The sequence below is a fragment of the Inquilinus ginsengisoli genome (assembly GCF_031453975.1).
GTDB lineage: Bacteria > Pseudomonadota > Alphaproteobacteria > DSM-16000 > Inquilinaceae > Inquilinus > Inquilinus ginsengisoli_A.
This window is the reverse complement of record NZ_JAVDPW010000002.1, coordinates 192,563-215,172: the sequence shown is the minus strand read 5'-3', so window position 1 is coordinate 215,172 and position 22,610 is coordinate 192,563. Positions and strand designations below refer to the sequence as shown.

23 protein-coding genes, 1 tRNA gene and 1 pseudogene are annotated in these 22,610 nt (G+C 67.9%); 13 read left to right on the top strand and 12 right to left on the bottom strand.

What is annotated here, in order from left to right; genetic code table 11:
• Nucleotides 1-26: 26 nt before the first annotated feature.
• From E9232_RS04850 to E9232_RS04840, 3 genes are all read right to left on the bottom strand, one after another.
• Complete coding sequence (locus E9232_RS04850) at nucleotides 27-3,086, bottom strand: beta strand repeat-containing protein (RefSeq protein ID WP_309792468.1); 3,060 nt, start codon at nucleotides 3,084-3,086, stop codon at nucleotides 27-29.
• A gap of 112 nt (nucleotides 3,087-3,198) precedes the next feature.
• Entirely contained in the window at nucleotides 3,199-3,960 is a 762-nt protein-coding gene (locus E9232_RS04845; RefSeq protein ID WP_309792467.1) for an SDR family NAD(P)-dependent oxidoreductase, read from the bottom strand.
• A 6-nt stretch (nucleotides 3,961-3,966) separates the two neighbouring features.
• Complete coding sequence (locus tag E9232_RS04840; RefSeq protein WP_309792466.1) at nucleotides 3,967-4,665, bottom strand: DUF6134 family protein; 699 nt, start codon at nucleotides 4,663-4,665, stop codon at nucleotides 3,967-3,969.
• Nucleotides 4,666-4,832: 167 nt separating this feature from the next.
• Here E9232_RS04840 and E9232_RS04835 point away from each other — a divergent pair, with 167 nt between their 5' ends.
• The 3 genes from E9232_RS04835 to E9232_RS04825 all read left to right on the top strand — a co-directional run bounded on the left by E9232_RS04835 (nucleotide 4,833) and on the right by E9232_RS04825 (nucleotide 8,693).
• Nucleotides 4,833-5,762 carry an esterase-like activity of phytase family protein gene (locus E9232_RS04835; RefSeq protein WP_309792465.1) on the top strand — a complete coding sequence of 310 codons (930 nt, stop codon included), beginning with the start codon at nucleotides 4,833-4,835 and terminating at the stop codon, nucleotides 5,760-5,762.
• An 83-nt stretch (nucleotides 5,763-5,845) separates the two neighbouring features.
• Nucleotides 5,846-7,162: a malonyl-CoA decarboxylase gene (locus E9232_RS04830; protein ID WP_309792464.1), complete on the top strand. Its 1,317-nt coding sequence runs from the start codon at nucleotides 5,846-5,848 to the stop codon at nucleotides 7,160-7,162.
• A 13-nt stretch (nucleotides 7,163-7,175) separates the two neighbouring features.
• Nucleotides 7,176-8,693, top strand: a complete 1,518-nt coding sequence (locus tag E9232_RS04825; RefSeq protein ID WP_309792463.1) for a malonate--CoA ligase — start codon at nucleotides 7,176-7,178, stop codon at nucleotides 8,691-8,693.
• Nucleotides 8,694-8,696: 3 nt separating this feature from the next.
• Here the strand turns inward: E9232_RS04825 and E9232_RS04820 are convergent, their stop codons facing one another.
• Nucleotides 8,697-9,029, bottom strand: coding sequence for a hypothetical protein (locus tag E9232_RS04820; protein WP_309792462.1), 333 nt, complete (start codon nucleotides 9,027-9,029; stop codon nucleotides 8,697-8,699).
• A 173-nt stretch (nucleotides 9,030-9,202) separates the two neighbouring features.
• Between E9232_RS04820 and E9232_RS04815 the strand changes: the two genes are divergently transcribed.
• Nucleotides 9,203-9,394, top strand: a complete 192-nt coding sequence (locus E9232_RS04815) for a hypothetical protein (protein WP_309792461.1) — start codon at nucleotides 9,203-9,205, stop codon at nucleotides 9,392-9,394.
• Nucleotides 9,395-9,437: 43 nt separating this feature from the next.
• Here E9232_RS04815 and E9232_RS04810 read toward each other — a convergent pair whose 3' ends face one another.
• From E9232_RS04810 to E9232_RS04790, 5 genes are all read right to left on the bottom strand, one after another.
• A complete protein-coding gene (locus tag E9232_RS04810) occupies nucleotides 9,438-10,694 on the bottom strand; it encodes a glycosyltransferase (protein ID WP_309792460.1) in 1,257 nt (418 codons plus the stop codon).
• A gap of 7 nt (nucleotides 10,695-10,701) precedes the next feature.
• On the bottom strand, nucleotides 10,702-11,835 hold the full coding sequence (locus E9232_RS04805) for a radical SAM/SPASM domain-containing protein (protein WP_309792459.1): 1,134 nt from the start codon (nucleotides 11,833-11,835) through the stop codon (nucleotides 10,702-10,704).
• The gene (locus tag E9232_RS04800; RefSeq protein WP_309792458.1) at nucleotides 11,832-12,071 is read right to left on the bottom strand and encodes a hypothetical protein; all 240 of its coding nucleotides are present in this window, start codon (nucleotides 12,069-12,071) and stop codon (nucleotides 11,832-11,834) included. Before E9232_RS04800 ends, E9232_RS04805 begins: the two co-directional genes overlap by 4 nt.
• A 14-nt stretch (nucleotides 12,072-12,085) precedes the next feature.
• Nucleotides 12,086-12,430 carry a hypothetical protein gene (locus E9232_RS04795; RefSeq protein ID WP_309792457.1) on the bottom strand — a complete coding sequence of 115 codons (345 nt, stop codon included), beginning with the start codon at nucleotides 12,428-12,430 and terminating at the stop codon, nucleotides 12,086-12,088.
• A gap of 312 nt (nucleotides 12,431-12,742) precedes the next feature.
• Nucleotides 12,743-12,818 (bottom strand) — tRNA-Thr (locus tag E9232_RS04790).
• 376 nt (nucleotides 12,819-13,194) lie between these two features.
• Between E9232_RS04790 and E9232_RS04785 the strand changes: the two genes are divergently transcribed.
• The 6 genes from E9232_RS04785 to E9232_RS35780 all read left to right on the top strand — a co-directional run bounded on the left by E9232_RS04785 (nucleotide 13,195) and on the right by E9232_RS35780 (nucleotide 18,212).
• Complete coding sequence (locus tag E9232_RS04785; protein WP_309792456.1) at nucleotides 13,195-13,518, top strand: hypothetical protein; 324 nt, start codon at nucleotides 13,195-13,197, stop codon at nucleotides 13,516-13,518.
• A 191-nt stretch (nucleotides 13,519-13,709) separates the two neighbouring features.
• Nucleotides 13,710-15,056 carry an RsmB/NOP family class I SAM-dependent RNA methyltransferase gene (locus E9232_RS04780; protein ID WP_309792455.1) on the top strand — a complete coding sequence of 449 codons (1,347 nt, stop codon included), beginning with the start codon at nucleotides 13,710-13,712 and terminating at the stop codon, nucleotides 15,054-15,056.
• The gene (locus tag E9232_RS04775; RefSeq protein WP_309792453.1) at nucleotides 15,053-15,574 is read left to right on the top strand and encodes a GNAT family N-acetyltransferase; all 522 of its coding nucleotides are present in this window, start codon (nucleotides 15,053-15,055) and stop codon (nucleotides 15,572-15,574) included. Before E9232_RS04780 ends, E9232_RS04775 begins: the two co-directional genes overlap by 4 nt.
• A gap of 6 nt (nucleotides 15,575-15,580) precedes the next feature.
• Nucleotides 15,581-15,877 (top strand): DUF1294 domain-containing protein, encoded by a 297-nt coding sequence (locus tag E9232_RS04770; RefSeq protein WP_309792452.1) that lies wholly within the window; start codon nucleotides 15,581-15,583, stop codon nucleotides 15,875-15,877.
• Between the two features lie 115 nt (nucleotides 15,878-15,992).
• Nucleotides 15,993-17,567, top strand: coding sequence for a glutamine-hydrolyzing GMP synthase (gene guaA / locus E9232_RS04765; RefSeq protein ID WP_309792451.1), 1,575 nt, complete (start codon nucleotides 15,993-15,995; stop codon nucleotides 17,565-17,567).
• A 186-nt stretch (nucleotides 17,568-17,753) separates the two neighbouring features.
• Nucleotides 17,754-18,212, top strand: a complete 459-nt coding sequence (locus E9232_RS35780) for a transglycosylase domain-containing protein (protein ID WP_374710602.1) — start codon at nucleotides 17,754-17,756, stop codon at nucleotides 18,210-18,212.
• Here E9232_RS35780 and E9232_RS04760 read toward each other — a convergent pair.
• On the bottom strand, nucleotides 18,129-18,791 hold the full coding sequence (locus E9232_RS04760) for a hypothetical protein (RefSeq protein ID WP_309792450.1): 663 nt from the start codon (nucleotides 18,789-18,791) through the stop codon (nucleotides 18,129-18,131). The two genes, E9232_RS35780 and E9232_RS04760, sit on opposite strands and share 84 nt — an antisense overlap.
• 109 nt (nucleotides 18,792-18,900) lie before the next feature.
• Here E9232_RS04760 and E9232_RS04755 point away from each other — a divergent pair.
• Nucleotides 18,901-18,996, top strand: a pseudogene (locus E9232_RS04755) (GMP synthase (glutamine-hydrolyzing)); the annotation flags it as partial.
• 318 nt (nucleotides 18,997-19,314) lie between these two features.
• Here the strand turns inward: E9232_RS04755 and E9232_RS04750 are convergent.
• Nucleotides 19,315-20,220, bottom strand: coding sequence for a LysR substrate-binding domain-containing protein (locus E9232_RS04750; RefSeq protein WP_309792448.1), 906 nt, complete (start codon nucleotides 20,218-20,220; stop codon nucleotides 19,315-19,317).
• 123 nt (nucleotides 20,221-20,343) lie between these two features.
• Between E9232_RS04750 and E9232_RS04745 the strand changes: the two genes are divergently transcribed.
• The gene (locus E9232_RS04745) at nucleotides 20,344-20,766 is read left to right on the top strand and encodes a DoxX family protein (RefSeq protein WP_309792447.1); all 423 of its coding nucleotides are present in this window, start codon (nucleotides 20,344-20,346) and stop codon (nucleotides 20,764-20,766) included.
• 45 nt (nucleotides 20,767-20,811) lie between these two features.
• Entirely contained in the window at nucleotides 20,812-21,684 is an 873-nt protein-coding gene (locus E9232_RS04740) for an NmrA family NAD(P)-binding protein (RefSeq protein WP_309792446.1), read from the top strand.
• Between the two features lie 218 nt (nucleotides 21,685-21,902).
• Here the strand turns inward: E9232_RS04740 and E9232_RS04735 are convergent, their stop codons facing one another.
• On the bottom strand, nucleotides 21,903-22,535 hold the full coding sequence (locus E9232_RS04735; RefSeq protein WP_309792445.1) for a class I SAM-dependent methyltransferase: 633 nt from the start codon (nucleotides 22,533-22,535) through the stop codon (nucleotides 21,903-21,905).
• Nucleotides 22,536-22,610: the final 75 nt, after the last annotated feature.

Below are 22,610 nucleotides of genomic sequence, written 5' to 3'. Positions count from 1 at the left end.
CGATCGGTCCGGCGCTTCATCGGCGCTCACGTCACGAAGAAATCGGCACTGGTCATGGCGAGCCCGGCCGAGAGGGTCGCGAACTGGACCGCCGCGGTTCCGCCCAGCCCGTCATGGTCGAACAGCAGGGCGCCGGTCGCGCTGTTGTAGATGATGCGGTCGTCGGCATCCTGCGCCGCGGCGCCCGCGTGGAAGGCGCCGGCCGCGAGCGATCCCGCCGCCAATCCGGTGAAGACGGCGTTTTCCAGCTGGATCGTGTCGGCGGGGACGCTGAAGTCGAGGACGCGGTCGATGTTGGCGGCACCGAGCGCCGTGTCGAAGCGGAAGCTGTCGTTGCCGCCGTCTCCGTACAGCGTGTCGGCCCCGGCGCCGCCATCGATGACGTTGGCACCGGCGTTGCCGACGATGGTCTGGGAAAAGGCGTTGCCGGTGAGAGCGATCGCCGCCGTGCCCGCCGCGCTGGTGGTGGAGAGCACCTCGACCTCGGAGCCGGCGGTCAGCGTGTGGCTGACCGAGGCCAGGACCCGGTCGGACCCGCCGCCCGCCGCCTCGATGACCCGGTCGCCGGCGTTGTCGACATAGTAGAGGTCGTTGCCGCCGTATCCGTACAGCGTGTCGGCCCCGGCGCCGCCATTGATGACGTTGGCGCCGGCATTGCCGGCGATGATCTGGCCTAAGGCGTTGCCGGCGAGGGCGATCGCCGCCGTGCCCGCCACGCTGGTGGTGGAGAGCATCTCGACCTCGGAGCCGGCGGCCAGCACATAGTTGACCGAGGCCAGGACCCGGTCGGACCCGCCGCCCGCCGCCTCGATGACCTTGTCGCCGGCTTCGTCGACATAATAGAGGTCGTTGCCGCCGTATCCGTACAGCGTGTCGGCCCCGGCGCCGCCATCGATGACGTTGGCGCCGGCGTTGCCGGCGATGGTCTGGCCGAAGGCGTTGCCGGTGAGGGCGATCGCCGCCGTGCCCGCGACGCCGGTGGTGGTGAGCATCTCGACCTCGGATCCGGCGGCCAGCGCGTAGCTGACCGAAGCCAGGACCCGGTCGGACCCGCCGCCCGCCACCTCGACCACCCGGTCGGCGGCCGTGTCGACATAGAAGAGGTCGTTGCCGCCACGCCCGTACAGCGTGTCGGCGCCGGCGCCGCCAATGAGGCTGTCGTCGCCGGCACCGCCGTCGAGGGTATCGTTGCCGGCATCGCCGGTCAGCACGTTGGCGGCGGCGTTGCCGGTCAGGATGTTGGCAAGGGCATTGCCGACGAGGTTGAAGTTCGCCCCGCCGGTGGCGATGGCGTTCTCGACATTGTCGTCCAGGACATAGGTGAGGCGGCCGAGGATGCTCGACACCTGGACCGTATCGATCCCGCCGCCTGCGGCTTCGCCCACGCTGTCGAATTGCAGCGCGCCGCTGATCAGGGTGACGTCGCCCAGGATGTAGGTGTCGTTGCCGTCGCCGCCGAGGAGCTGGTCGATGCCGGCGCCGCCATTGAGCGTGTCGTCGCCGCCCTGGCCGTAGAAGAGATTGTGCGCGCCGTTGCCGGTGAGGATGTTGCCGAGGTCGTTGCCGATCACGTCGAGGCCGGAGCCACCGGTGACCTGCACGTTCTCGATGTTGGCGTCGAGATAGTACCGGATGTTGGCCTGGAAGCTGACCAGCACGGTGTCGATGCCGCCGTTCGCCGCCTCGACGACGCGGTCATACTCCCATCCGCTCTGGTCATCGATGACGGTCTGGTCGTTCAGGACATAGGTGTCGTTGCCGGCGCCGCCGACGAGCGTGTCGAGGCCGGCGGCGCCATCGAGCGCATCGTTGCCGTCATTTCCGGTCAGCGTGTTGAGGGCGGCGTTGCCGGTCAGGGCGTTGGCCAGCGCGTTGCCGGCGAGGTTGAAATCCAGCGTCCCCACGATGATGCCGTTCTCGACATTGGCGACCAGCGTGTAGCCATTGGAGATCGTGTCGGGATCGTCGATCGCGGTGACGCTGATGGTGTCGATGCCGGCGCCCGCGCCTTCGACGACGATGTCGTAGGGATGCCCGATCCCGTTGGGGAAGGCGGTGCGGTCGCCGAGCTCGTAATAGTCGTTGCCGGCGCCGCCCTCGAGGGTGTCGCGGCCGGCGAAGCCCTGGAGATAGTTGTTGCCGGCATTGCCGACCAGGTGGTTGTCGAGGGCGTTGCCGAAGCCGTTGACGCTGTCCGCGCCGGTCAGGACGAGATCCTCCAGGTTGTTGCCCAGCACCCAGCGGATCGGCGAATACACCGTGTCGTGGCCCTCCCCGGCGAAGTCGACCGGCGTGTCCTGCAGGTCGGCCACCACATAGGCGTCGTCGCCGGTGCCGCCATACATGTATTCGACGCCGCCGCCGAACCCTGCGATCAGCGTGTCGTTGCCGCCGAAGCCGCGGATCAGGTCGTTGCCGCCACCGCCGTCGAGCACATTCGCCGCGTCGTTGCCGAACAGGTCGTTGGCCAAGCCGTTGCCGGCGCCGTCGATCGCCGCCGCGCCGGTGAGGGTCAGATCCTCGATCTCGCCGAAGCCGGCGAGCGAGAAGCTGACCGATGCCTCGATGCGGTCCTGCCCGGGATCGGGGGCGAGGAGGACGACATTGGTGCCGGCCAGGACGTAGACATCGTTGCCGTCGCCGCCGGACAGCGTGTCCGCGCGGTCGGCGAAGCTGCCGTCGGCGACGAGCCGGTCATTGCCGGTGCCGCCGCTGAGGTAGTCGCTGCCCGTGCCGGCATAGAGGGCATCGTCGTCGGCGCCACCCGTCAGGGCATCGTTGCCGGCGCCGCCATCCAGCGTGTCGGAGCCCGCGTCGTCCTGCAGCGTGTCGTCGCCGTTGCCGCCCTCATGCCAGTCATTGCCCGGCCCGCCGCTGGTGATGTCGTTGCCGTCGCCCCCGACCAGATGGTCGTTGCCGCTCGCGCCGATGATGAGGTCGTTGCCGTCGCCGCCATCCAGCAGGTCGCTGTTGCTGCCGGAGCTGATCGTGTCATTGCCGGCGAGCCCGTAGACCACGATCGGGTCGTTGATGGTGACGAAACTGAGATTGTCGTCCCCGGGAGTGCCGAAGAACGGATCGGGCATGAGGAGTCCTCCATGCCGGCCCTATCGCCGGTCAAGTCTCCGCACGCTAGGCGGTCGCGCAGGCCTTGTCGTCATTCGAACGGATGACGCCGTCCGGAATGGGCCGCGGCTCTCACTTGCCGGTGAAGCGCGACACCAGCGGGAAGTAGAGCGTGTGGGGCAGGGCCCGCAGCAGCTTGAGAGCGAAGGCGAAGCGGCGCGGGAAGGCGATCTCGAACCCGTCCCGGGCGAGGCCGGCGACGATGCGGTCGGCGGCCTCCTCGGCCGAAATCAGGAACGGCATCGGGAAGCGGTTGCGGTCGGTCAGCGGCGTCCTGACGAAGCCGGGGCTGACCAGCTGGATCTTGAGGCCGAGGCGGCGGAAGTCGAAGCGCAGCGCCTCGCACATCGCGATCAGCCCGGCCTTGGTCGCGCTGTAGCCGATCGCGCCGGGCAGGCCGCGATAGCCGGCGACCGAGGCGATCACCGCGAGATGGCCCCGCCGCCGGGCGCGCCAGTCCGGCAGCAGCGCCTCGATGCAGGCGGCGGTGGCGACCAGGTTGAGCTCGACGATGCGGCGGAAGGCGGCGAGGTCGAAATCATCGGCGGAATCGGGCGCGTAGGTGCCGGCGCCGAGGATGGCCAGCGCGATCGGGCCGTGCTCGGCCTGGATGCGCGCGACCGTGCCGCGCACCGCCTCGGCGTCGGTGACGTCGGCAGGGTAGGGCAGCAGGCGGCCAGCGGGGCCTTCCGTCGCCAGAGCTGCCAGCGCCTCGGCGCCACGTGCGGTGCAGGCCACCCGCCAGCCGTCGCGGGCCAGGCGCAGGGTCGTCGCCCGGCCGATGCCGGAGGATGCGCCGGTGATCCAGGCGACGCCGTCAGCGGGCCGGGCCATGGGGCCTCATGCTGCGTGGCCTTCCAGGCGGTAGGTGACCTCGCTGCCGCGGGCGGTGAAGGCCAGCTTCACCCAATTCCCGTTGGCGGCGTACCAGATGTCGAGGGTGATCTCGCCGTCGATGTGGTAGCGCGTCGCCCGCACCGGTCCGGACGGGGTGTCGACCATCTCCTGCCCCAGGCCGCGGCTGGCGACCGGCAGCAGCTTGCCGCTGCGGGTGTCGAGCAGCTGGGTCTGCCCGATCAGCCGTGGGGTCCAGTAGCTCGATGGGATGACGCCGCCCGGCGCATCGTAGTCGCCGAAGGTGGAGCGGATGCGCAGCGCGTCGCCCACCCGTCGGCCGTGGACGACATAGGGCTTGCCGTCGTCGTCGGTGGTGGTCTCGATCGCCACCAGCCGGTCGCCCTCCCAGGTCTCGTGGTTGCGGTGGGTGAAGCGGAACACCGGGATGCCGGCGAAGGTGACGACCAGGTCGACCGCGATGCGGACATCCAGGCGGTTGCCGACCCACGTGAAGTCGAGGCGGTGGGTGCCGATGTCGTCGCCGCCGCGCAGCACCCGGAAGGCGATGTCGTGGTCGCCGGGCGCCGCCAGCGACCGGGCCGGCAGCAGCAGCCCGGCGGCCATCGCCGCCCCACCGGTCAGCAGGGTCCGACGTGCCAGGTCGCCACGTGGGGGTGCCGGTGCCGTCGCTCCGTGATCCATGGGCCTTCTCGCGTCGCCACGTCCTGGCCGCGCCATGGCGGGCACGACCGGTTTTCTGTACGGATGCAGGGCGCGGCCGGATCAGACGGCCATGCCCGTCCTTCGCTGCAAGGGTGACGATGATACGCCGGCTTCACCGCTTGTCTCTATCCGCGTTGTGCTGCGTCTTGCTCCTCAGTGCCTGCGCCACGCTGCGCCAGGGCCCGGTCGAGGCCGACCCGTTGCGGCTGGCGCCCAGGACCCTGGACAGCCAGGGTCGCATCGGCCGGCTGACCTATCAGGGCGCACTGGTGCTCAGCGGCGGCACCGCCCGGTTCGGCGGCTTCTCGGCGCTGCATGTGGATGCGGATGGCGAGGGCGTGATCGCGATCTCCGATCGCGGCGCCGTGCTGCGCGGGCGGCTACGGCACGATGCGGAGGGCCGGCTGGCCGGTTTCGCCGTCGACCGGCTCGACCCGCTGCCGGGCGCCGACGGCAAGCCGGTGCGGGGCGAATGGAGCGATGCGGAGAGCCTAGCGCCGCTGCCGGACGGCCGCTTCGCCGTCGGCTTCGAGCACCGCGCCCGCATCGGGCTCTACGACTCCGGTTTCGCCCCTCCGCAGGCCGAACTGCCGCTGCCGGAGGGCATCGAGGTCGAGCCGAACCAGGGGCTGGAGACCATGGCGACGCTGGCGGATGGCCGGCTGCTGCTGGTGGTCGAGGCCGACGGCACGCCCGACCCGACGCTGCACCAGGCCTGGCTCGGCGGCGCCGCGGGCTGGGACCGGCTGTCCTACCGCGCCGAGGCCGGCTTCAAGCCGGTCGACGCTACCCGGCTGCCGGATGGGGACATCCTGGTGCTGGAGCGGCGCGACCCGATCCTGCTGACTATGGGCGGCCGCATCGTCCGGCTGCGCGCCGACGACATCCGGCCCGGCGCGGTGCTGGCTGGCGAGGAGCTGGCGCGGCTGAACGGTCCCGATCTTGGCGAGAATTTCGAAGGCATCGCCGCCTGGCGGGATGCCGATGGCGCGACCCGGATCGCGATCATTTCTGACAACAACTTCCTGGTGCTGCTGCGCACCGTGCTGGCCGAGTTCACCCTCGATCCGGGGTAGCAGGGCAGCGCCCGCGGCGGTTGTCCGCCGGCCTCGAACCGGCCTAGCCTGACCGACCTGTCGGAAGCGAAAACACGGGCGTCATGCAGATCACCGACCTCATCAACTCGATCGCCGACCGCGGCCTCGAGCTCTTCGCCTTCGGCCGCGGCCGGGCCCTGCCGGAGGATCTGCCCGGCATCTGCCGGGCGCTGCTGTCCGAGCGCGGCGAGGCCTCGGGCATCGCTTTGGCGCGCGAACTGGTCGCGCTCTACGGCCGGCTGGATGCGGCCGGGCGCGAGGCGTTCTTCACCCTGCTGGCGCGCGAATTCGGCCCCGACCACGATGCGATCGCCACCGCCGCCCGGGCCTTCGTCGCCGAACCCAGCGCCGACGGGGCCCTGGCCCTGGCCGAGGCGGCCGAGCCGCCGCGCCGCGAGCTGCTGCGCCGGATCAACATGCTGCCCGAGGGCACGGAGTTCGTGATCGACCTGCGCGCCGACGCGCTCGACCTCGTCGACGGGAAGCCGGAGCTGCGAATCGTGGATGCCGACCTGAAGCACGTCCTGACTTCCTGGTTCTCCGGCGGGTTCCTGGAGCTGTGCCGCATCACCTGGGAGACGCCGGCGATCATCCTGGAGAAGCTGATCCAATACGAGGCGGTGCACGCCATCCCGGGCTGGGAGTTCCTGCGCCGGCGCCTGGCCGAGGACCGGCGCTGCTATGCCTTCTTCCACCCGGCGCTGCCGAACGAGCCGGTGATCTTCGTCCAGGTGGCGCTGGTGCGCGGGCTGGCCGGCAAGGTCGGGCCGCTGCTCGACCCCGACGCGCCGGTCGGCGACCCGGCGGCCGCCGACACCGCGATCTTCTATTCGATCACCAACACCTTGAAGGGCCTGCGCGGCATCTCCTTCGGCAGCTTTCTGCTGAAGCATGTGGTGGCCGACCTGCAGCAGACCCTGCCGAACCTCACCACCTTCTCCACCCTGTCGCCGATCCCCGGCTTCCGCCATTGGCTGGAGACGGTGGCGCCACAGCACGACCGGCCCGCGATCCGCGCCGCGGCCGAGGCGCTGCTGCCGGTGCTGGCCGGGGAGGGTGGGCTGGAGGCGGTCGGCGCGGACAAGGCGCTCAAGGCCTCGCTGTTCGGCCTGTGCGCCCGCTACCTCGGCGCCGAGCTGCGGCCGAACGGCCGGCTGATCGACCCGGTGGCCCGCTTCCACCTCGGCAACGGCGCCCGGCTGGAGCGGCTGAACTGGGCCGGCGACACTTCGCCGAAAGGGCTGGAGCAGGGCTGGGGTCTTCTGGTCAATTACCTCTATGATCCGGCCGAGCTGGAGCAGAACCACGAAGCCTTCGTCAATGCCGGCCGGGTGGCGACGAGCCGCGCGGTCGCCCGCCAGCTGAAGCCCTATCTCTGACTCGCCGAGCCGCATGACCAATCTCTACGACGCCCTCTCCGCCCGCTTTCCCGAAGACCGCAGCAAGACGGCGCTCGACCTCGCCGACGGCCGCCGCATCAGCTATGGCGGGCTGGAGGCGGCGAGCGCCCGCATTGCCAACCTGCTGCGGCGGCTGGGCGTGGCGCCGGGCGACCGGGTGATGGTGCAGGTCGACAAGTCGCCGGAGGTGGTGTCGCTCTATCTCGGCTGTCTGCGGGCCGGGGCGGTCTACCTGCCGATCAACACCGCCTACACCCGCGGCGAGGTTGCCTATTTCGCCGGGGATTCCGAGCCGGCGCTGGTGATCTGCCAGCCGGCCCGGCTGGTAGAGATCGAGGCGGTGGCGCAGCCCGTCGGCGCCAGGGCGGTGCTGACCCTCGGCGCGGCCGGGGAGGGGACCCTGCCCGAGGCCGTGGCCGCCGAGAGCGACAGCTTCGAGACGCTGCCGCGCGGGCCGGATGACCTGGCGGCGATCCTCTACACCTCCGGCACCACCGGCCGCTCCAAGGGGGCGATGCTCAGCCACGACAACCTGCTGTCGAATGCGCTGACCCTGCATGATTACTGGGGCTTCCGGCCGGACGACGTGCTGCTGCACGCTTTGCCGATCTTCCACACCCATGGCCTGTTCGTCGCCACCAACTGCGCGCTGCTGGCCGGCGCCACCATGCTGTTCCAGCCCAAGTTCGACGCCGCCGAGGCGCTGCGCCTGCTGCCGCGCGCCACGGTGATGATGGGAGTGCCGACCTTCTACGTCCGGCTGCTGGAGCAGGAGGGCCTGACGGAAGAGCTGTGCCGCGGCATGCGCCTGTTCATCTCCGGCTCGGCGCCGCTGCTGGTCGACACCTTCGAGCAGTTCCGGCAGCGCACCGGCCACACCATCCTCGAACGCTACGGCATGACCGAGACCAACATGAACACCTCGAACCCGCTCGACGGCGAGCGGCGGGCGGGGACGGTCGGCTTCCCCCTGCCGGGTGTGTCGCTGCGGGTGGTCGACGACAATGCGAAGTCCCTGCCGCCGGGCCAGATCGGCGTGCTCGAGGTCAAGGGGCCCAACGTGTTCAAGGGCTATTGGCGGATGCTGGAGAAGACGGCGGCGGAGTTCCGCGCCGATGGCTTCTTCATCACCGGCGATGTCGGCGTGGTCGACGACCGCGGCTATGTCTCGATCGTCGGCCGGGCCAAGGATCTGATCATCTCCGGCGGCTTCAACATCTATCCGAAAGAGGTCGAGAGCCTGATCGACGCCATTCCGGGCGTCGAGGAATCGGCGGTGATCGGCTTGCCGCATCCGGATTTCGGCGAGGCGGTGGCGGCGGTGGTGAAGATGCATCCGGGCGCCGCGCCGCTCGACCCCGCCGCGGTCCAGGCGGCGCTGCAGGACCAGCTCGCCCGGTTCAAGCAGCCCAAGGCGGTGTTCGTCGTGGCGGAGATCCCGCGCAACGCCATGGGCAAGGTGCAGAAGGCGGCGCTGCGGGCGCAGTACCAGAACACATTTACCGCCTGACGGTCACTTGCAGGCGGGATTGCCGATCTCGAGGTGGAACTTGCGCGGCCCTGGGTCCGACCGCGATTCGCCGACGATGCGGATGTCCAGCGCGCAGGTCCCGGCCTGGATGCGGTAGATGTCGTCGCCCACCCGCTCGATCCGGTCGATCGGGGCTTCGTCCAGCTTCCGGGCCACGTCGCCGTTGTCCAGGATCGCCTGGATTTCGGCCGCCCGCTGCCAATAGGGCGGCAGCGCGGCCTGGGCCCCGGCCATCGCGGCCACGAGCAGGATGGCGGCGGCGCCTCCGGCCGCGGTCCTGCGCCGAAACCTGTCACTGAAGAATCGAACGGTCATCGATGGTTCCCCCGGGGCGAAGAGTGCCGCAGATGGCCGTCACCGCCAACCGGTGCGGAGGAACCGGGCCGCTATCCCTCATCTGGGGGATGTGGCTTGGCGGAAGATGACCTAGTTTCTGCGAGCAGGCACGGTGGTTCGGGTTGATCGGATTCAGGTCTGTTGGAATTGCGATGAATTATTCAGAACTGGAATTGCGGCGATCCGCGGGGCGGATGGTCCACGACCATGGCGGGGAGGCGCCGCGGAAGGCGCGGGTGCGGGCCGAGTGGCTGGAGAAGATCGGTGCATCCTCCGCCGCCGAGACGTGGCGCCAGATCGCCACCCGCTGCGTGGAACTGCTGCAGGCTGTCCGGGTCCAGTGACGGCCACCCATTGGAGGATGAGAATCCGCGATCGGTCGGCGCGCTAGAGGCAGATCCTCAAGCCGCCGGGCGGGGTGTGCCGGCGCTTGGCCCAATGGCAGACGCGCTCGCTCCAGACGAGGGTCCGGCTCGGGCCCGTCTGTCCCGGCTCCGCCGCCATCCGTCCCATGCCCTCGGGGGCCGATGCCTGAACCGCGGCCGCATAGATCGAGGACATCGTCTGGTTGTGCCGGTCGAGCGACAGCCGGCCGGTGTCGGCGAGACGGTGCGCGCTTGCGGCGAGGGCTCTGCGTGCCGGTGGGTCCCGGATCAATCCGGACAGCGCCTCGACATAGGCCTGGACCCGGCGGTCCTCCGTCATGGCATTGGACACGAGCCGCGCATCCACCCCGTCCTGGAACAACTCGCCGATGTGCTCCATGCCCGGCCCGCTCGATGTCACGATCGCCGCACCTGCGGCGGCCGCTTCGACCAGGCCCATGCCGAAGCTCTCGAACAGGGTCGGGGAAAAGAAGATATCGACCTGGGCGAGGCGGTCGAGATAGGTCGCCCGCGGCATCGTCGCATGGACCTCGACCCCGATTGCTTCCAGGCGCTCCGCGGCATCCGGGGGACAGCCGGACACCACCGTCGCTCGAAAGCTGTTTCCCAGCTGGGCATGGAGCCGTTCCAGGACCGCGACGGCGAGGCGACCGCCCTTGTCCTCGAAGGTGCGGCCCATGAACAGGATGGTGGGGATCTCGGATGATCCGGCCCGCGGCGGGGACGCCGGCACCGCCGGGTAGACCACCTCGGTCTTGGCGGCGAGCGCGGCGACGATGGCAGGGTCGATCAGCGGATTGCCCAGGATTTCACTGAAGAACTGCCGGTGGGCGCGTTCGCTGCGAAGCATGATCCGCGTGCAGCCCGGGTCGGCATAGCGCACCGCCATCGCGGCTTCTCGGCGCTGGACCTGCGCTTCGCCGGGGCGACGCGACCCTTCATGGATCCCGAGCGCAAAGAACGCGCCGATCTGCAACGGCAGCAGCAGGCAGTCGGCGTCCACCACCCAGGGCAGGGCGGTATCGACCGGGAAGCGGGCGGAATGGATCAGGTCCACCCGATGCTCATCGTCGAACCGCACCCATTCGCATTCGCTGTGATCATGGATCGGCGAGAACGGATCGCTCGACGCTGCCTCGTATTGAAAGCAGGTGCCGTACGCACCTTCGCAATATTCGATATCCGGCGCGGGATTGTCGGTCAGGGCACCGTGGATGCCGTCGTGCAGTTCGTGGGAGGGACCGAGAAGGACGCGCATGGCCGACCTATTGGGCTGGAAGCAGCGCTGCGGCCCGGCCGGCCGTGGCGGGCGCGACCCGGCTGCGCATGTGACCGATCAGGCCGCCAAGGCCGCAGCATTCCGGCGTGTGGCCGATGTCGTGCCGCGACGCGGTGTATTGCTCATGCGGGCACCATCCGTTGCAGATCGCGAAATTCGGGCAGGCCCGCATCGCGTCCACGGCCTCTTGCCGGCGCAGACGCAATTCCTGCATCGCCGGCCCCGACCGCAGCGCGGCAAAGCTGTCGGCGACGATGTTGCCGAAGGTGTAGGCCGGATCGCCGTTGAACAGATCGCAATGGGCGATCTCGCCATCGGGTTCGACCAGGAAATAGGATCCGAAGCAATTGCCCGCCAGCACGCAGGTGGCGCTGGGCCGGCCCGTCAGCCGCTTCAGCAGGGAACTGAACTCGCGGATCCGGATGGTGGGGTCGCCATGCTCCAGCCATCGGTCGAAGAGGCGGGACAGGAACGCGCCCATCTCGCCGGGCGTGACGTAGTGCCGTGCGCTTTCGCCGGGACGGGCGTCCGGCGCATTCCGGGGCTTGGCGGCCAGCAGGCCGAAGCTCGTGATGCCCTGGTCGAGGCAGAAATCGAACACGAAGTCGGGCCCGAGGTCGAGGGTCTGGCGATCGACGACCATCAGGACGCTGACCGGGATGCCGTGACGCTTCAGGATGTCGATCCCGCGGCGGACCCCGTCATAGGATCCCCGGCCGGCGACGTCGCGCCTTTGCCGGTCATGCACGACGGCAGGGCCGTCGAGGCTGACGCTGACGGAAAAGCGGTTCGACCCGAGGAAGCGGGCCCAGTCGTCGTCGATCCGGGTGGCGTTGGTCTGCAGCGAATTGACGATGGTCTGACCCGGGCGCCGCAGCCGCGCCTGGGTGTAGATGGCCCGTTCGAAGAAGGCCTGGCCGAGCAGGGTCGGTTCGCCGCCATGCCAGATGAACTCGATGGTCTGGTGCAGCGGATCGGCCAGCACCCTCTCGGTCATCGCGGCGAGCACCGGGAAGGTCATGATCTGATCGTGGCCGGCGCGCCAGTCGTTGCAGTAGTCGCAGCGCAGGTTGCACAGCCGCGTGGCCTTGACGATCAGCGCCACATAGGCGCCGCTCACGTTCCGTCCCCCCGGGCCGCGACGATCCGGTCGAGGGCGGCGGCCTGTTCCGCGGTCACGCCGTCCGGCGGTTGCAGCAGCGATCGCGACCAGGGGTCCATCGCGGCCCGGAGCAAGGCGTCGAGGATGGCGCGTTCAGAGTCCGGAAGACTGTCGCCGAACCTCTGGATGCTTTCGGCGAAGGCTTCGGTCGTGGTCGGGTCGATCGTCAGCCGCTCGGAGGGGGATTTGAGCATGGCTGCACCACGCGCTAACGCTTCACGCTGACGAACAGGCGCTGGAGGATCTCGATATCCTCGCCGAACTCGATCTTGTCCTTGCGCTCCCAGACCGGATCGATCCGGACCCATCCCTGCGGGCCGCCGGCGGGCAGGTTCAAGGCGCTGATGATGGCGCGGGCGGATGTCCGGAGGTCCGCCGTGATCCGCGAGATGGCGATCGTCTCGGGGTGCAGGTCCCGGGCCATCTCGACCAGAAGCTGGGCGATGGACCGCTGCTCGGCCGGAAGGTCTTTCGACCATTCCGTCAACTTGGCGGTGAAGGCTTGGATGTCTTTCTGCGAGGCGGGTGCAGATCCCTTTTCCGGTTTGGCCATAACGAACTCCTGGTCCGTCGACAATTTCGGGGTGTGTGATTATTTCATGGTTACGGCAATTTTATTCCGATCTCGGCCGTTGCCCGGGGACGCAAGCGACGTTTTGCACTCGATGACAAACGGCCTGGGTGTGGGCGGCTTTCATCGGACCATGGAACAGGGGCGCCCCGCATCCCCCATCTGAGGGAGTTGCCCGTCCTGAAATTGGTGTAGGGCGGAGCCTGGATCGGGCGCTGCGGGCCCGGCCCGGAGCCAGCGCTTCGCCGTCGTGGGGACCACAGCCCCCAAAACCGAAACCGAAGGGCAGGGGGGTGGTGCCGGATGCAGGGGTCGAACCCGCGACCTTCGGTTTACAAAACCGCTGCTCTACCGACTGAGCTAATCCGGCGTCGGCCCATTCCCTAACGACTCCGGCGGGTCCTGTCCAGCCGGGAGCGGTGCTCCGCCGGCCGAATCTGCGGCCGTTCCGGGCCCCGTTCTCCAGGCGCCCGCGGGCCCGCCGCTTTGACCTTGACTCCGCCCGGGGGCGGGCATACATGGCCTGTGACGCCGAACGAGCCCAGCCCGCCGGCGCCTATCGCACAACGAGAGACAGATGGACGACCACCCTAGTCGTGGCGTCGCCAAGGCCGATCGGGCCGCGGTGACGTCACCGGAACATCACAGAATCGCGCTCGGCTCCGGCCGGGTGGATGGCGTGAGCCGGACCTAGGGTCGGGACGCCGTTCGCCCCATCCGCGCCGCGTGCGGATACGGAGCGAACGATGAACCTCGCTTTTCTCGCCTTTTTCGATCGTCGCCTGCGCGTCACGCCGGGTGCCGTCGTGTCCCCCCGTGCCGAGGCGCTGGCCGCCCTGCCGCGGTTCCGCAACCGTGACCTGCGGCACGATCCCGTCCCGGACCACGAGACGGTGGTGCAGCGCTGGGCCCGCGACCCGGGCACCGGCAAGCTCGCCGCCCAATGGTCCGAGCGCCCGACCGAGCCGACGGCCCCGGCCGCGCCGGTCGACGACCTGGCGGAGCACCGCGCCCGCCGGGCGCCGCGCTACCGCTCGCGCTTCGTCTGGACCGACCGCCGCAGCGCCTGACGGCGTGTCTCTCCGGTTGCAGGTTGGGCGTCACCTCTCCCGCCGGACGCGGGAGAGGTGACGTGGGGCCCCTGCATTGACGGCCTCCGGGACGAGGCGCGCGGCTGGCCTGTGCCCCAGGCGGGCGGGCAAAGCTGGCCCTGGCGGCGGAAGCGCGGTAGAAGGCGCGTTTTCCTGTTACGCTCGAGTCCATGACCCCCTCCGCCCGCATCCAGGCCACGATCGATATCCTCGAGCGTCTCGCCATCGAAAACCGCCCGGCCGATGCCTTGGTCTCGGCCTATTTCCGCACCCGCCGCTTCATCGGCTCGAAGGACCGCAGCGAGGTCGCCGCCCGGGTCTATGCGGTGCTGCGCCACCACGCCCGGCTGGGCTGGTGGCTGGCCCGGGTCGAGGCCGAGGACACGCCACGCAACCGCGTCATCGCCGAGCTGACCCTGTCCGAGGGCGTGGCGGTGAAGGACATGGGCCGGCTGTTCTCCGGCGAGACCTATGCGCCGATTCCCCTGGACGGCCCCGAGGACAGGCTGGTCAAGGCCACCTCCGGCCAGGCGCTGGACGACGAGGCGATGCCGAAGCCGGTGCGGTCCGAGATCCCGGACTGGGCCTCGCCTTCGCTGGAGGCCATGTTCGGCGACCGCTTCGAGGTCGAGGTCAACGCGCTGCTCGACCAGGCGCCGCTCGACCTCCGGGTCAACGAGCTGCGCGCCGACCGCGACGAGGTGCTGAAGACCCTGCTGGCCGGCAAGCTGGACGTCGTGCCGACGCCGCTGTCGCCGGTCGGCATCCGGGTCAAGGGCCGGCCCCAGCTCGGCCGCCACCCGGCCTTCCAGTCCGGGCTGATCGAGGTGCAGGACGAAGGCTCGCAGCTGATCGCGCTCCTGGTCGACGCCCGGCCGGGCCAGCAGGTGGTGGATTTCTGCTCCGGCGCCGGCGGCAAGGCGCTGGCCCTGGCGGCGCGGATGCGCGGCAAGGGCCGGGTCGTCGCCTGCGACGTGTCCAAGGGCCGGCTCGACCGCGGCAAGGAACGGCTGCGCCGCGCCGGCATCGACAATGTCGAGCCGCGCCTGTTGGAGAACGAGCGTGACCGCTGGGTGAAGAAGCAGCGCGGCAAGTTCGACCGCGTGCTGGTCGACGTGCCGTGCACCGGCACCGGCGCTTGGCGCCGCAACCCGGATGCGCGCTGGCGGCCGATGGACCTGGAGCGCCTGCTCGGCGTCCAGCGCGAGATCCTGGACAGCGCCGCCCGCCTGGCCAAGCCGGATGGCGGCCGCGTGATCTACGCCACCTGCTCGCTGCTGCGCGAGGAGAACGAGGCCCAGGTCGAAGGCTTCCTGGCGACCCATCCCGACTACCATCTGCTGCCGATCGAGACGATCTGGGACGAGGTGGTGGGCACCGGCCCGGCGCCGACCACCGGCATGCTGCGGCTGTCGCCCGCGGCCAACGGCACCGACGGCTTCTTCGTCGCGGTGATGGAGCGCGGCACCAGCGCCGGAGCGGCGGCCGACATATCGGCGCCCGTCGACCCGGAATGATCCGACGGGCCGGGGTCGCGGATGCGGCCGCGATCGCCGCGATCCACGTCCAGGCCTGGCAGGAGAGCTATCGCGGGCTGATCCCCGACGACTACCTGAACCGGCTCGGCGTCGCCGAACGCACCCGCAGCCATGCGCGCTGGCTGGAGAAGGAGGGGCGGGGGGCGAGCTTCCTGGCGCTCGACGGCCGCCGCCCGGTCGGCTTCGTCCAGTGCGGTCCGGCCCGCGGCGCGCCGCATCCCGGCTGGGGCGAGGTCTACGCCCTCTACCTGCTCGAGGAGGCCAAGGGCCTGGGCCATGGCCGCGCCCTGATGGTGGCCGCGGCCGACCATCTGGCGGAGCAGGGGTGGACGCCCTTCCTGCTGTGGGTCCTCACCGCGAATTTCCGCGCCTTCGGCTTCTACCGCCATCTCGGCGGCGCCGTCTTCGCCGAGAAGATGGAACGCTTCGGCGGCTCCACCCTGGCCGAGAGCGGCTTCCGCTTCGACGGCCGGATCCCGGGCGCGCTGGACGGCTGAGGGCCGATGCCGAGTGTCTGGCCGAGTGTCTGGGCCATCCTGGCGCTGTATCTGCTGGCGATCAGCGTCGTCGCCTTTGCCGCCTTCGCCTGGGACAAAAGCTGCGCCAGGGCCGGCCGGCGCCGGATTCCGGAGCGGACGCTGCTGACCCTGGCGCTGGCCGGCGGCACGCCCGGCGCCGTCGCCGGCCAGCGGCTGCTGCGCCACAAGACGCAGAAGCAGCCGTTCCGCTCGCGCCTCAGGTGGATCGCCATCGCCCAGGCGCTGCTGGTCGTGGCGCTATGCGCGCTGGCCATACTTTAGCGCCCTGCCTCCATCTTCGCGCATGGACGCCTCGCGCCGGGCGCGGGCGCCATCGCTTGTCGTACGGGCGGCGGACGTATAAATCTCCGTCTCACCGCCCGACCCCGGAGTTGCCATGACCGCCCCGACCGCCAAGCCGTCGCCGGACCGCGTTCTCATTCTCGATTTCGGCAGCCAGGTCACCCAGCTGATCGCCCGCCGGGTGCGTGAATCCGGCGTCTACTGCGAGATCTGGCCGTTCAACCAGGCCGGCGACGACCGCATCAAGGCCTTCGACCCGCGCGGCATCATCCTGTCGGGCAGCCCGGCCTCGGTCACCGAGGCGGCCTCGCCCCGCGCGCCGCAGCTGGTGTTCGAGCTCGGCATTCCGGTGCTCGGCATCTGCTACGGCCAGCAGACCATGTGCGAGCAACTCGGCGGCGCGGTCGAGGCGGGACACCATCGCGAGTTCGGCCGCGCCTGGCTGGATGTGCGCGAGAACTGCACCCTGTTCGACGGCGCCTGGGCGCTCGGCGCGCGCGAGCAGGTGTGGATGAGCCATGGCGACCGGGTCACCCGGCTGCCGGACGGCTTCCGCATCGTCGCCACCAGCGAGAACGCGCCCTTCGCCGCCATCGCCGACGACACCAGGCGCTTCTACGGCGTGCAGTTCCACCCCGAGGTGGTGCACACGCCGCATGGCGCGGCGCTGCTGCGCAACTTCACCCACCATGTCTGCGGCTGCACCGGCCTGTGGACCATGGCCGCCTTCCGCGACCAGGAGATCGCCAAGATCCGCGCCCAGGTCGGCACCGGAAAAGTCATCTGCGGCCTGTCCGGCGGCGTCGACAGCGCGGTGGCGGCGGTGCTGATCCATGAGGCGATCGGCGAGCAGCTGACCTGCATCTTCGTCGACACCGGGCTGATGCGCACCGGCGAGGCGGAGCAGGTGGTGTCGCTGTTCCGCGGCCATTTCAACATCCCGCTGATCCATGTCGATGCGTCGGAAATGTTCCTCGGCCGGCTCGAGGGCGTCAGCGACCCCGAGCAGAAGCGCAAGACCATCGGCGCCGCCTTCGTCGAGGTGTTCGACGCCGAGGCGGAGAAGATCGACGGCGCCCGCTTCCTGGCCCAGGGCACCCTCTACCCCGACGTGATCGAGAGCGTGTCCTTCACCGGCGGCCCGTCGGTGACGATCAAGAGCCATCACAATGTCGGCGGCCTGCCGGACCGGATGAAGCTGGCGCTGGTCGAGCCGCTGCGCGAGCTGTTCAAGGACGAGGTCCGGGTGCTGGGGCGCGAGCTCGGCCTGCCCGAGGATTTCGTGGGCCGCCACCCCTTCCCGGGGCCGGGGCTGGGCATCCGCATCCCCGGCGAGATCCGCCGCGACATGCTGGAGATCCTGCGCAAGGCCGATGTGATCTATCTCGAGGAGATCCGCCGCGCCGGCCTGTACGACGCGATCTGGCAGGCCTTCGCCGTGCTGCTGCCGGTGCGCACGGTGGGCGTGATGGGCGACGGCCGCACCTACGACTTCGTCTGCGCGCTCCGGGCCGTGACCTCGACCGACGGCATGACCGCCGACTACTACCCGTTCGACCACGAATTCCTGGGCCGGGTCTCGACCCGCATCGTCAACGAGGTCCGCGGCATCAACCGCGTCGTCTACGACATCACCTCGAAGCCGCCCGGGACGATCGAATGGGAGTGAAGGGGAATCGATGTGTCCCGGCCGAGAAGGCAATATCCATCTCTACGGCGATGGTTGCTTAAGCTCCATGTCGACCTGCTAACGATAGATGGCGTCATCGATCCGTTTGCCGCCGCTTATCCAGCCGAGTTGAGTACCTTTGAGCGCCTCGTTCTGACCCTGGAGGATCGTCGATTCTTCAAACATATGGGGATCGATTGGCGGCGACTTGTCCGCGAAGGGTGCAGAGCAGTCGCTTTCCAAAAGCACGGCGGCGCAAGCACAATCGACATGCAGCTCGTGCGAACTGCGACAGGCTATCGGGACCGGAAAATCCGGCGGAAATTACACGAAGCGCTTCTCGCCTACATTATCCAGCATCGATATTCGAAGCTCGAAATACTCCGATCATATTTGCGAATCGCTTATTTCGGAACTGGCATGAAAGGTAGCGAGGCGGCTGCCTATCGACTTTACAATATGCATCCGACACAATTGAACGTTGATCAGGCCGCGAGCGTCGCCGCGATGCTGGTTTTTCCGCGTCCTCGCGATCCTGGCGAGGGTTGGACGCGCAAGCATTTACGAAGGGCGAATTACATAAAAGCGGTCTACGCGCGATACAAAGAGCGCTTTGACAAGATCGAGGAAAGAATATTCTCCTAGACTTGATTCCGAGTAGGGAAGTCGCCGACCGAAGTAAATTTCCTCGCGTCGATGTTCGACGATGTCGGTCAGATCGCGCAAAAATGCATACGTTGCGGCCTGTACGCTGTTGAGCCGGGCTTTCGGCTCGATCAAATCGGACCAGTTAGGAGACGCGCCGCTCGCCCGCTCCCGCAGCACCTGTTCGATTGATTGGCCAGCATGATAAAAGCGCTGGTGAACTTCCCGCTCGAAGCGAAGAGTGCGGCTGTAATCGACAGCCAGCCTGATCCGTAGATAGATTGAATTGAGTGCTCCATTCCATATGAAAAGCTGCTCTCGATAGGTTGTCAGCGCTTCGTTGCTGTCCTGGCTGGAGTTTGGCGCCAACGAGCCGATGAGGCGGCGCATGGCGTTGTGCCGATCTGCCGACTTGGTTGAAATTTCCTCCAAAAGCTTTTTCAGCTCTTCCAGTTCTGCTTGGTACCCGAGTTGGCGTTGCTGCGCGCGCCACACCCCGAGCTGCCATCGCTGCACCAGGAAGTTTCCGACGATGCCGGTAACGATTGCGCCTACAAGTATGGGCCAGATAGCAGCCATCTTCAGTTATCCGAACTAGGTGCGGGTTGAGGATAGCTGACCCCGCGCAAATAGTCAGTGTTGAATGCCGATTTCGTTTAATGCCAATGCCTTATCGGTTAGGATCACGCGGGTCTCGACCCGCATCGTCAACGAGGTTCGCGACATCAACCGCGTAGTCTACGACATCACCTTGAAGCCGCCCGGGACGATCGATTGGGAGTGAGGGGGCAACCGACGGCGACAGCATAGTTGGGGCGGCGAATTTCGCTGCCGTGCTGCTGCTCTGTCGATCCCTTCGTCACTGGCTCGGAAGCTCTTCTATGTCCGCGTTCTCGGGTCGCTTGCAGAACCGATCTGCGCGCAATCCTCGGAGTATGCAAAGTGCCTTCGGTGGGAGGGATATGGCGTAGAATGGCGTGCAAATTGGCGGATCTGGTTTGCGCCCATCCTCGCCGTTCCCGGGCAAAGTGAGCCGTTCCCAAACCGACAGACATAACTTCAGAATGTTGATTTCGAGGGCCGGACGAAGATGTTCGTCTCGCTATTCCAGATACGGCGTCAGCACATCTTCGATCCATTTCATGAATGCGCGGACTCGGCGCGACAGATTACTCCGATGGGCTACGACGAGGGACACGTCGAGCGCCCGGCGACGAGAATCGGGTATGATCTCCACAAGCGCTCCACTCTCCAAGTATCGGCCAATCCCTAGGAGCGGCGCCTGAATCAGGCCAAGGCCGGCGAGGGCAGCGGCTTCGTAGGTCTGCGCGCTGTTGACGTGTAGCGCCCCTGGCAACCGAAGCGTCGCGTAGCTGTCGCCGTCCGGATATTCCCATCCATAGGGTCTTGCGCCCAGCACCGCCGAAAAATGAATTGTCCGATGTTCCTGACGCTCGAGATCTTCCAGCGATCGAGGGACGCCATAGCGCGCCAGATAGGTGGGACTGGCAGCGTTGACCATGCGCAACTTGCCCAGCGGGCGGGCAATCAGCGTCTCGTCCCTGATAGGTCCCAGCCGCAATACACAGTCGAAGCCCTCTTGAACCAGATCGACTTGCCGATCCGTGCTCGACACCTCCAGCTCCAACTCCGGGTGAGCCGCCATGAAATCCGGCAAGGCCGGCACGACCGTTGAGCGCGCCACCTCGGTCGGAAGATCGACCCGTAAACGCCCGCGGAGCGCCACGCGATCGCCTGCGAACATCGAATGCAGGTCATCGACTTCGGCAAGCAGATCGCGAGCGCGGGCATGGAAGACCCGTCCGTCCTCCGTCAACTGCACGCTGCGCGTCGTCCGGTGCAGGAGTCTGACACCGACGTCTTCTTCCAGCTTCCGGACCGCCGTCGAGGCCCGTCCCTTCCGAATGCCCAGGCTATCGGCTGCACGGGTGAAGCTCCCCATTTCCGCGACCGTTACGAAAATGAGGATGGGTTCGAGATTCTGCATTTTCGGGCCTCGGCATTGTTCACCGTAGAGAGAACAGTGAGTTCACTTCTTCGGTGTTTATCATATTCCATAGGCACAGTAAGCAGTGCGCCTCGAAGGCAGTAACCCTTCGGAGAACCACAAATGTCTGAAACGATGAACCCACATCAGGCGCCTGACGCCATGACCTTGCATCGCGCCCTGTGGGCCGGCCGAATCATGAGCGCGTTTGTCGTCATCGCTCTGGTGGCAGACGGCACTATTCAGCTTTTTGCGCCGGCGCAGATCGCCAGCATGTTGCAGGAAACCGGGTTCGCGATGGACCTGACCCATGTCGTGGGTCCGATCATCCTCGCCTGCGCCATCCTTTACGCGATCCCGGCCACCGCCGTCCTCGGCGCGATCCTGGTGACGGGCTTTCTGGGAGGCGCCATCTGCGCCCATGTCCGCATCGGTGAGTTGGGGTCTCCGCCGGAAATCGTTTCCCTGCTTCTGGGGGCGCTGACATGGGGCGGCCTCTACGCGCGCGATCCCCGTATCCGGGCTCTTCTGCCGCTCAACCGTTGAACCAACTGGGGCAGTGCGCTGTCCCTCAAGATCAGGTGAAAACACATGTTTCTAGTAATGGGAATCACGGGAAAAGTCGGCGGCTCGACGGCACGGCATTTGCTGGCGCAAGGCAAAAAGGTCCGTGCGCTGGTCCGCGACCGCGCGAAGGGGGCAAGCTGGACGGACCAGGGCGTGGAACTGGTCGACGGCGATTGGAACGATGCGGCCGCCATCGAGCGGGCGCTCAAGGGCGTCGACGGCGCGTTCGTCATGTTGCCCGCTGTCTGGGCGCCGTCGCCCGATTTCAAAGAAGCAAAGGGTGTGATTGCAAGCTATGTCGAGGCGCTCACCAGGGCCGCGCCGCCGCGGGTGGTCGCGCTCTCGTCGATGGGGGCAAACAGGACCAGCGGATTGGGGATGATCACGGCGCTGTCGCTGCTGGAGCAGGGCTTTCGCGACCTGGCATCGCCAATCGCCTTCGTGCGCGCCGGCGGGTTCTTCGAGAACTTCCTTTACGGCCTGCACGTCGCCCAGGGCGGCACGCTGCCCGTCTACTACACTCCGACCAACCGGAAATCGACGATGGTCGCAACCAACGACATCGGCGCTGAAGTGGCGACGCTGCTGATCGGGCCGGCGTGGTCGGGGAGCCGCATCGTCGAGCTAGGCTCGATGGTCAGCGCGGATGAAGTCGCGGCTCAGTTGGGCGAAGTCGTGCAGCGCGACGTCAAGGCGTTTGCCGTCCCACGGGCCGGGTGGCCAGCAGCGTTGGAGCAACTCGGCATTCCGAAGGGCCAGACCGGACCGGCCGAAGCGATGTTCGAGGCCGTCAACGCGGGCTGGATGGACCTTGGCGTCAGGGACACGGAGCACGTAGCGGGTACGACGTCCGCACGCGATGTATTCGAGGCTGCACAGAACGCCGCCAAGGTGTAGGGCTCGGGCACGAGAGGAACCGCGTGCGGCGCATCGCGCAGACTCTTGCGAGCCGTGACGGTTCTTTTTTGCCGACGGGGCCGATCGTGAAGGCGCACCGCTCCGTCGGGCGTCTCCCCGCTCTTCGAACGGCGCCCATGCGCCGTCAGGCCCACCCCAACCTTCGCGACGCTGTGGCCTTCAGATATCCGGTCGCGCGAAGTCGGCGCCGGGACCTGTCAGGGCTTCACGAACCGATAGGCGAAGCGATCGGTCTCGCCCTTGATCGACGGATCGAACACCTTGATCGCGTGCGGATCGTCCTCGTTCGCGAGCATGGTGCTTTCCGCGTCCAGCACGAAGCCGGCCGCCTCCACCTCCTCGCGGACGGAGGCAGGGTCGATCCGATGCAGCGACTGGGTGTCGCCCGTGCCCGACCCAGCGGCGGCGGCGTGGTCGACGATGACGTAGAACCCACCCGGCTTCAGCCGCTCGTAGACGGCTCGATTGAAGTCGGCCGCCGTCGCGCCCTTGTCCTGGATCAGCGCGGTGTGGAGATCGTGGTAGAACAGGTGCAGCCACAGGACATCCGCTGGTTGCGTGGCCTCCGGCATCGCCACGAGGTCCGCCGAGACGGCTTCGACGTTGGCTCGGCCCGGCTCCTTCGCAAGCGTCCGCATGCGGCCGACCGGATCGTTCTTGAAGTGGGCGACTTCGGCCGGCACGAAGCTGTAGACCCGTCCTTCGGGGCCCACGATGTCGGAGAAGAGACGGGTCCAGTCGCCGTCGCCCGGGTAAACGTCGATGACGGTGGAGCCCGCATCGACGCGTGCGAACCGGATCAATTCGGATAGCTTGGATTGGTCGTACATCGAAATCTCCCTTGCGGTTGGGCATGCGGCGAGCGGGCGGCGTGCGAGGAGGGCAATCCACGTCTGATCCACCGT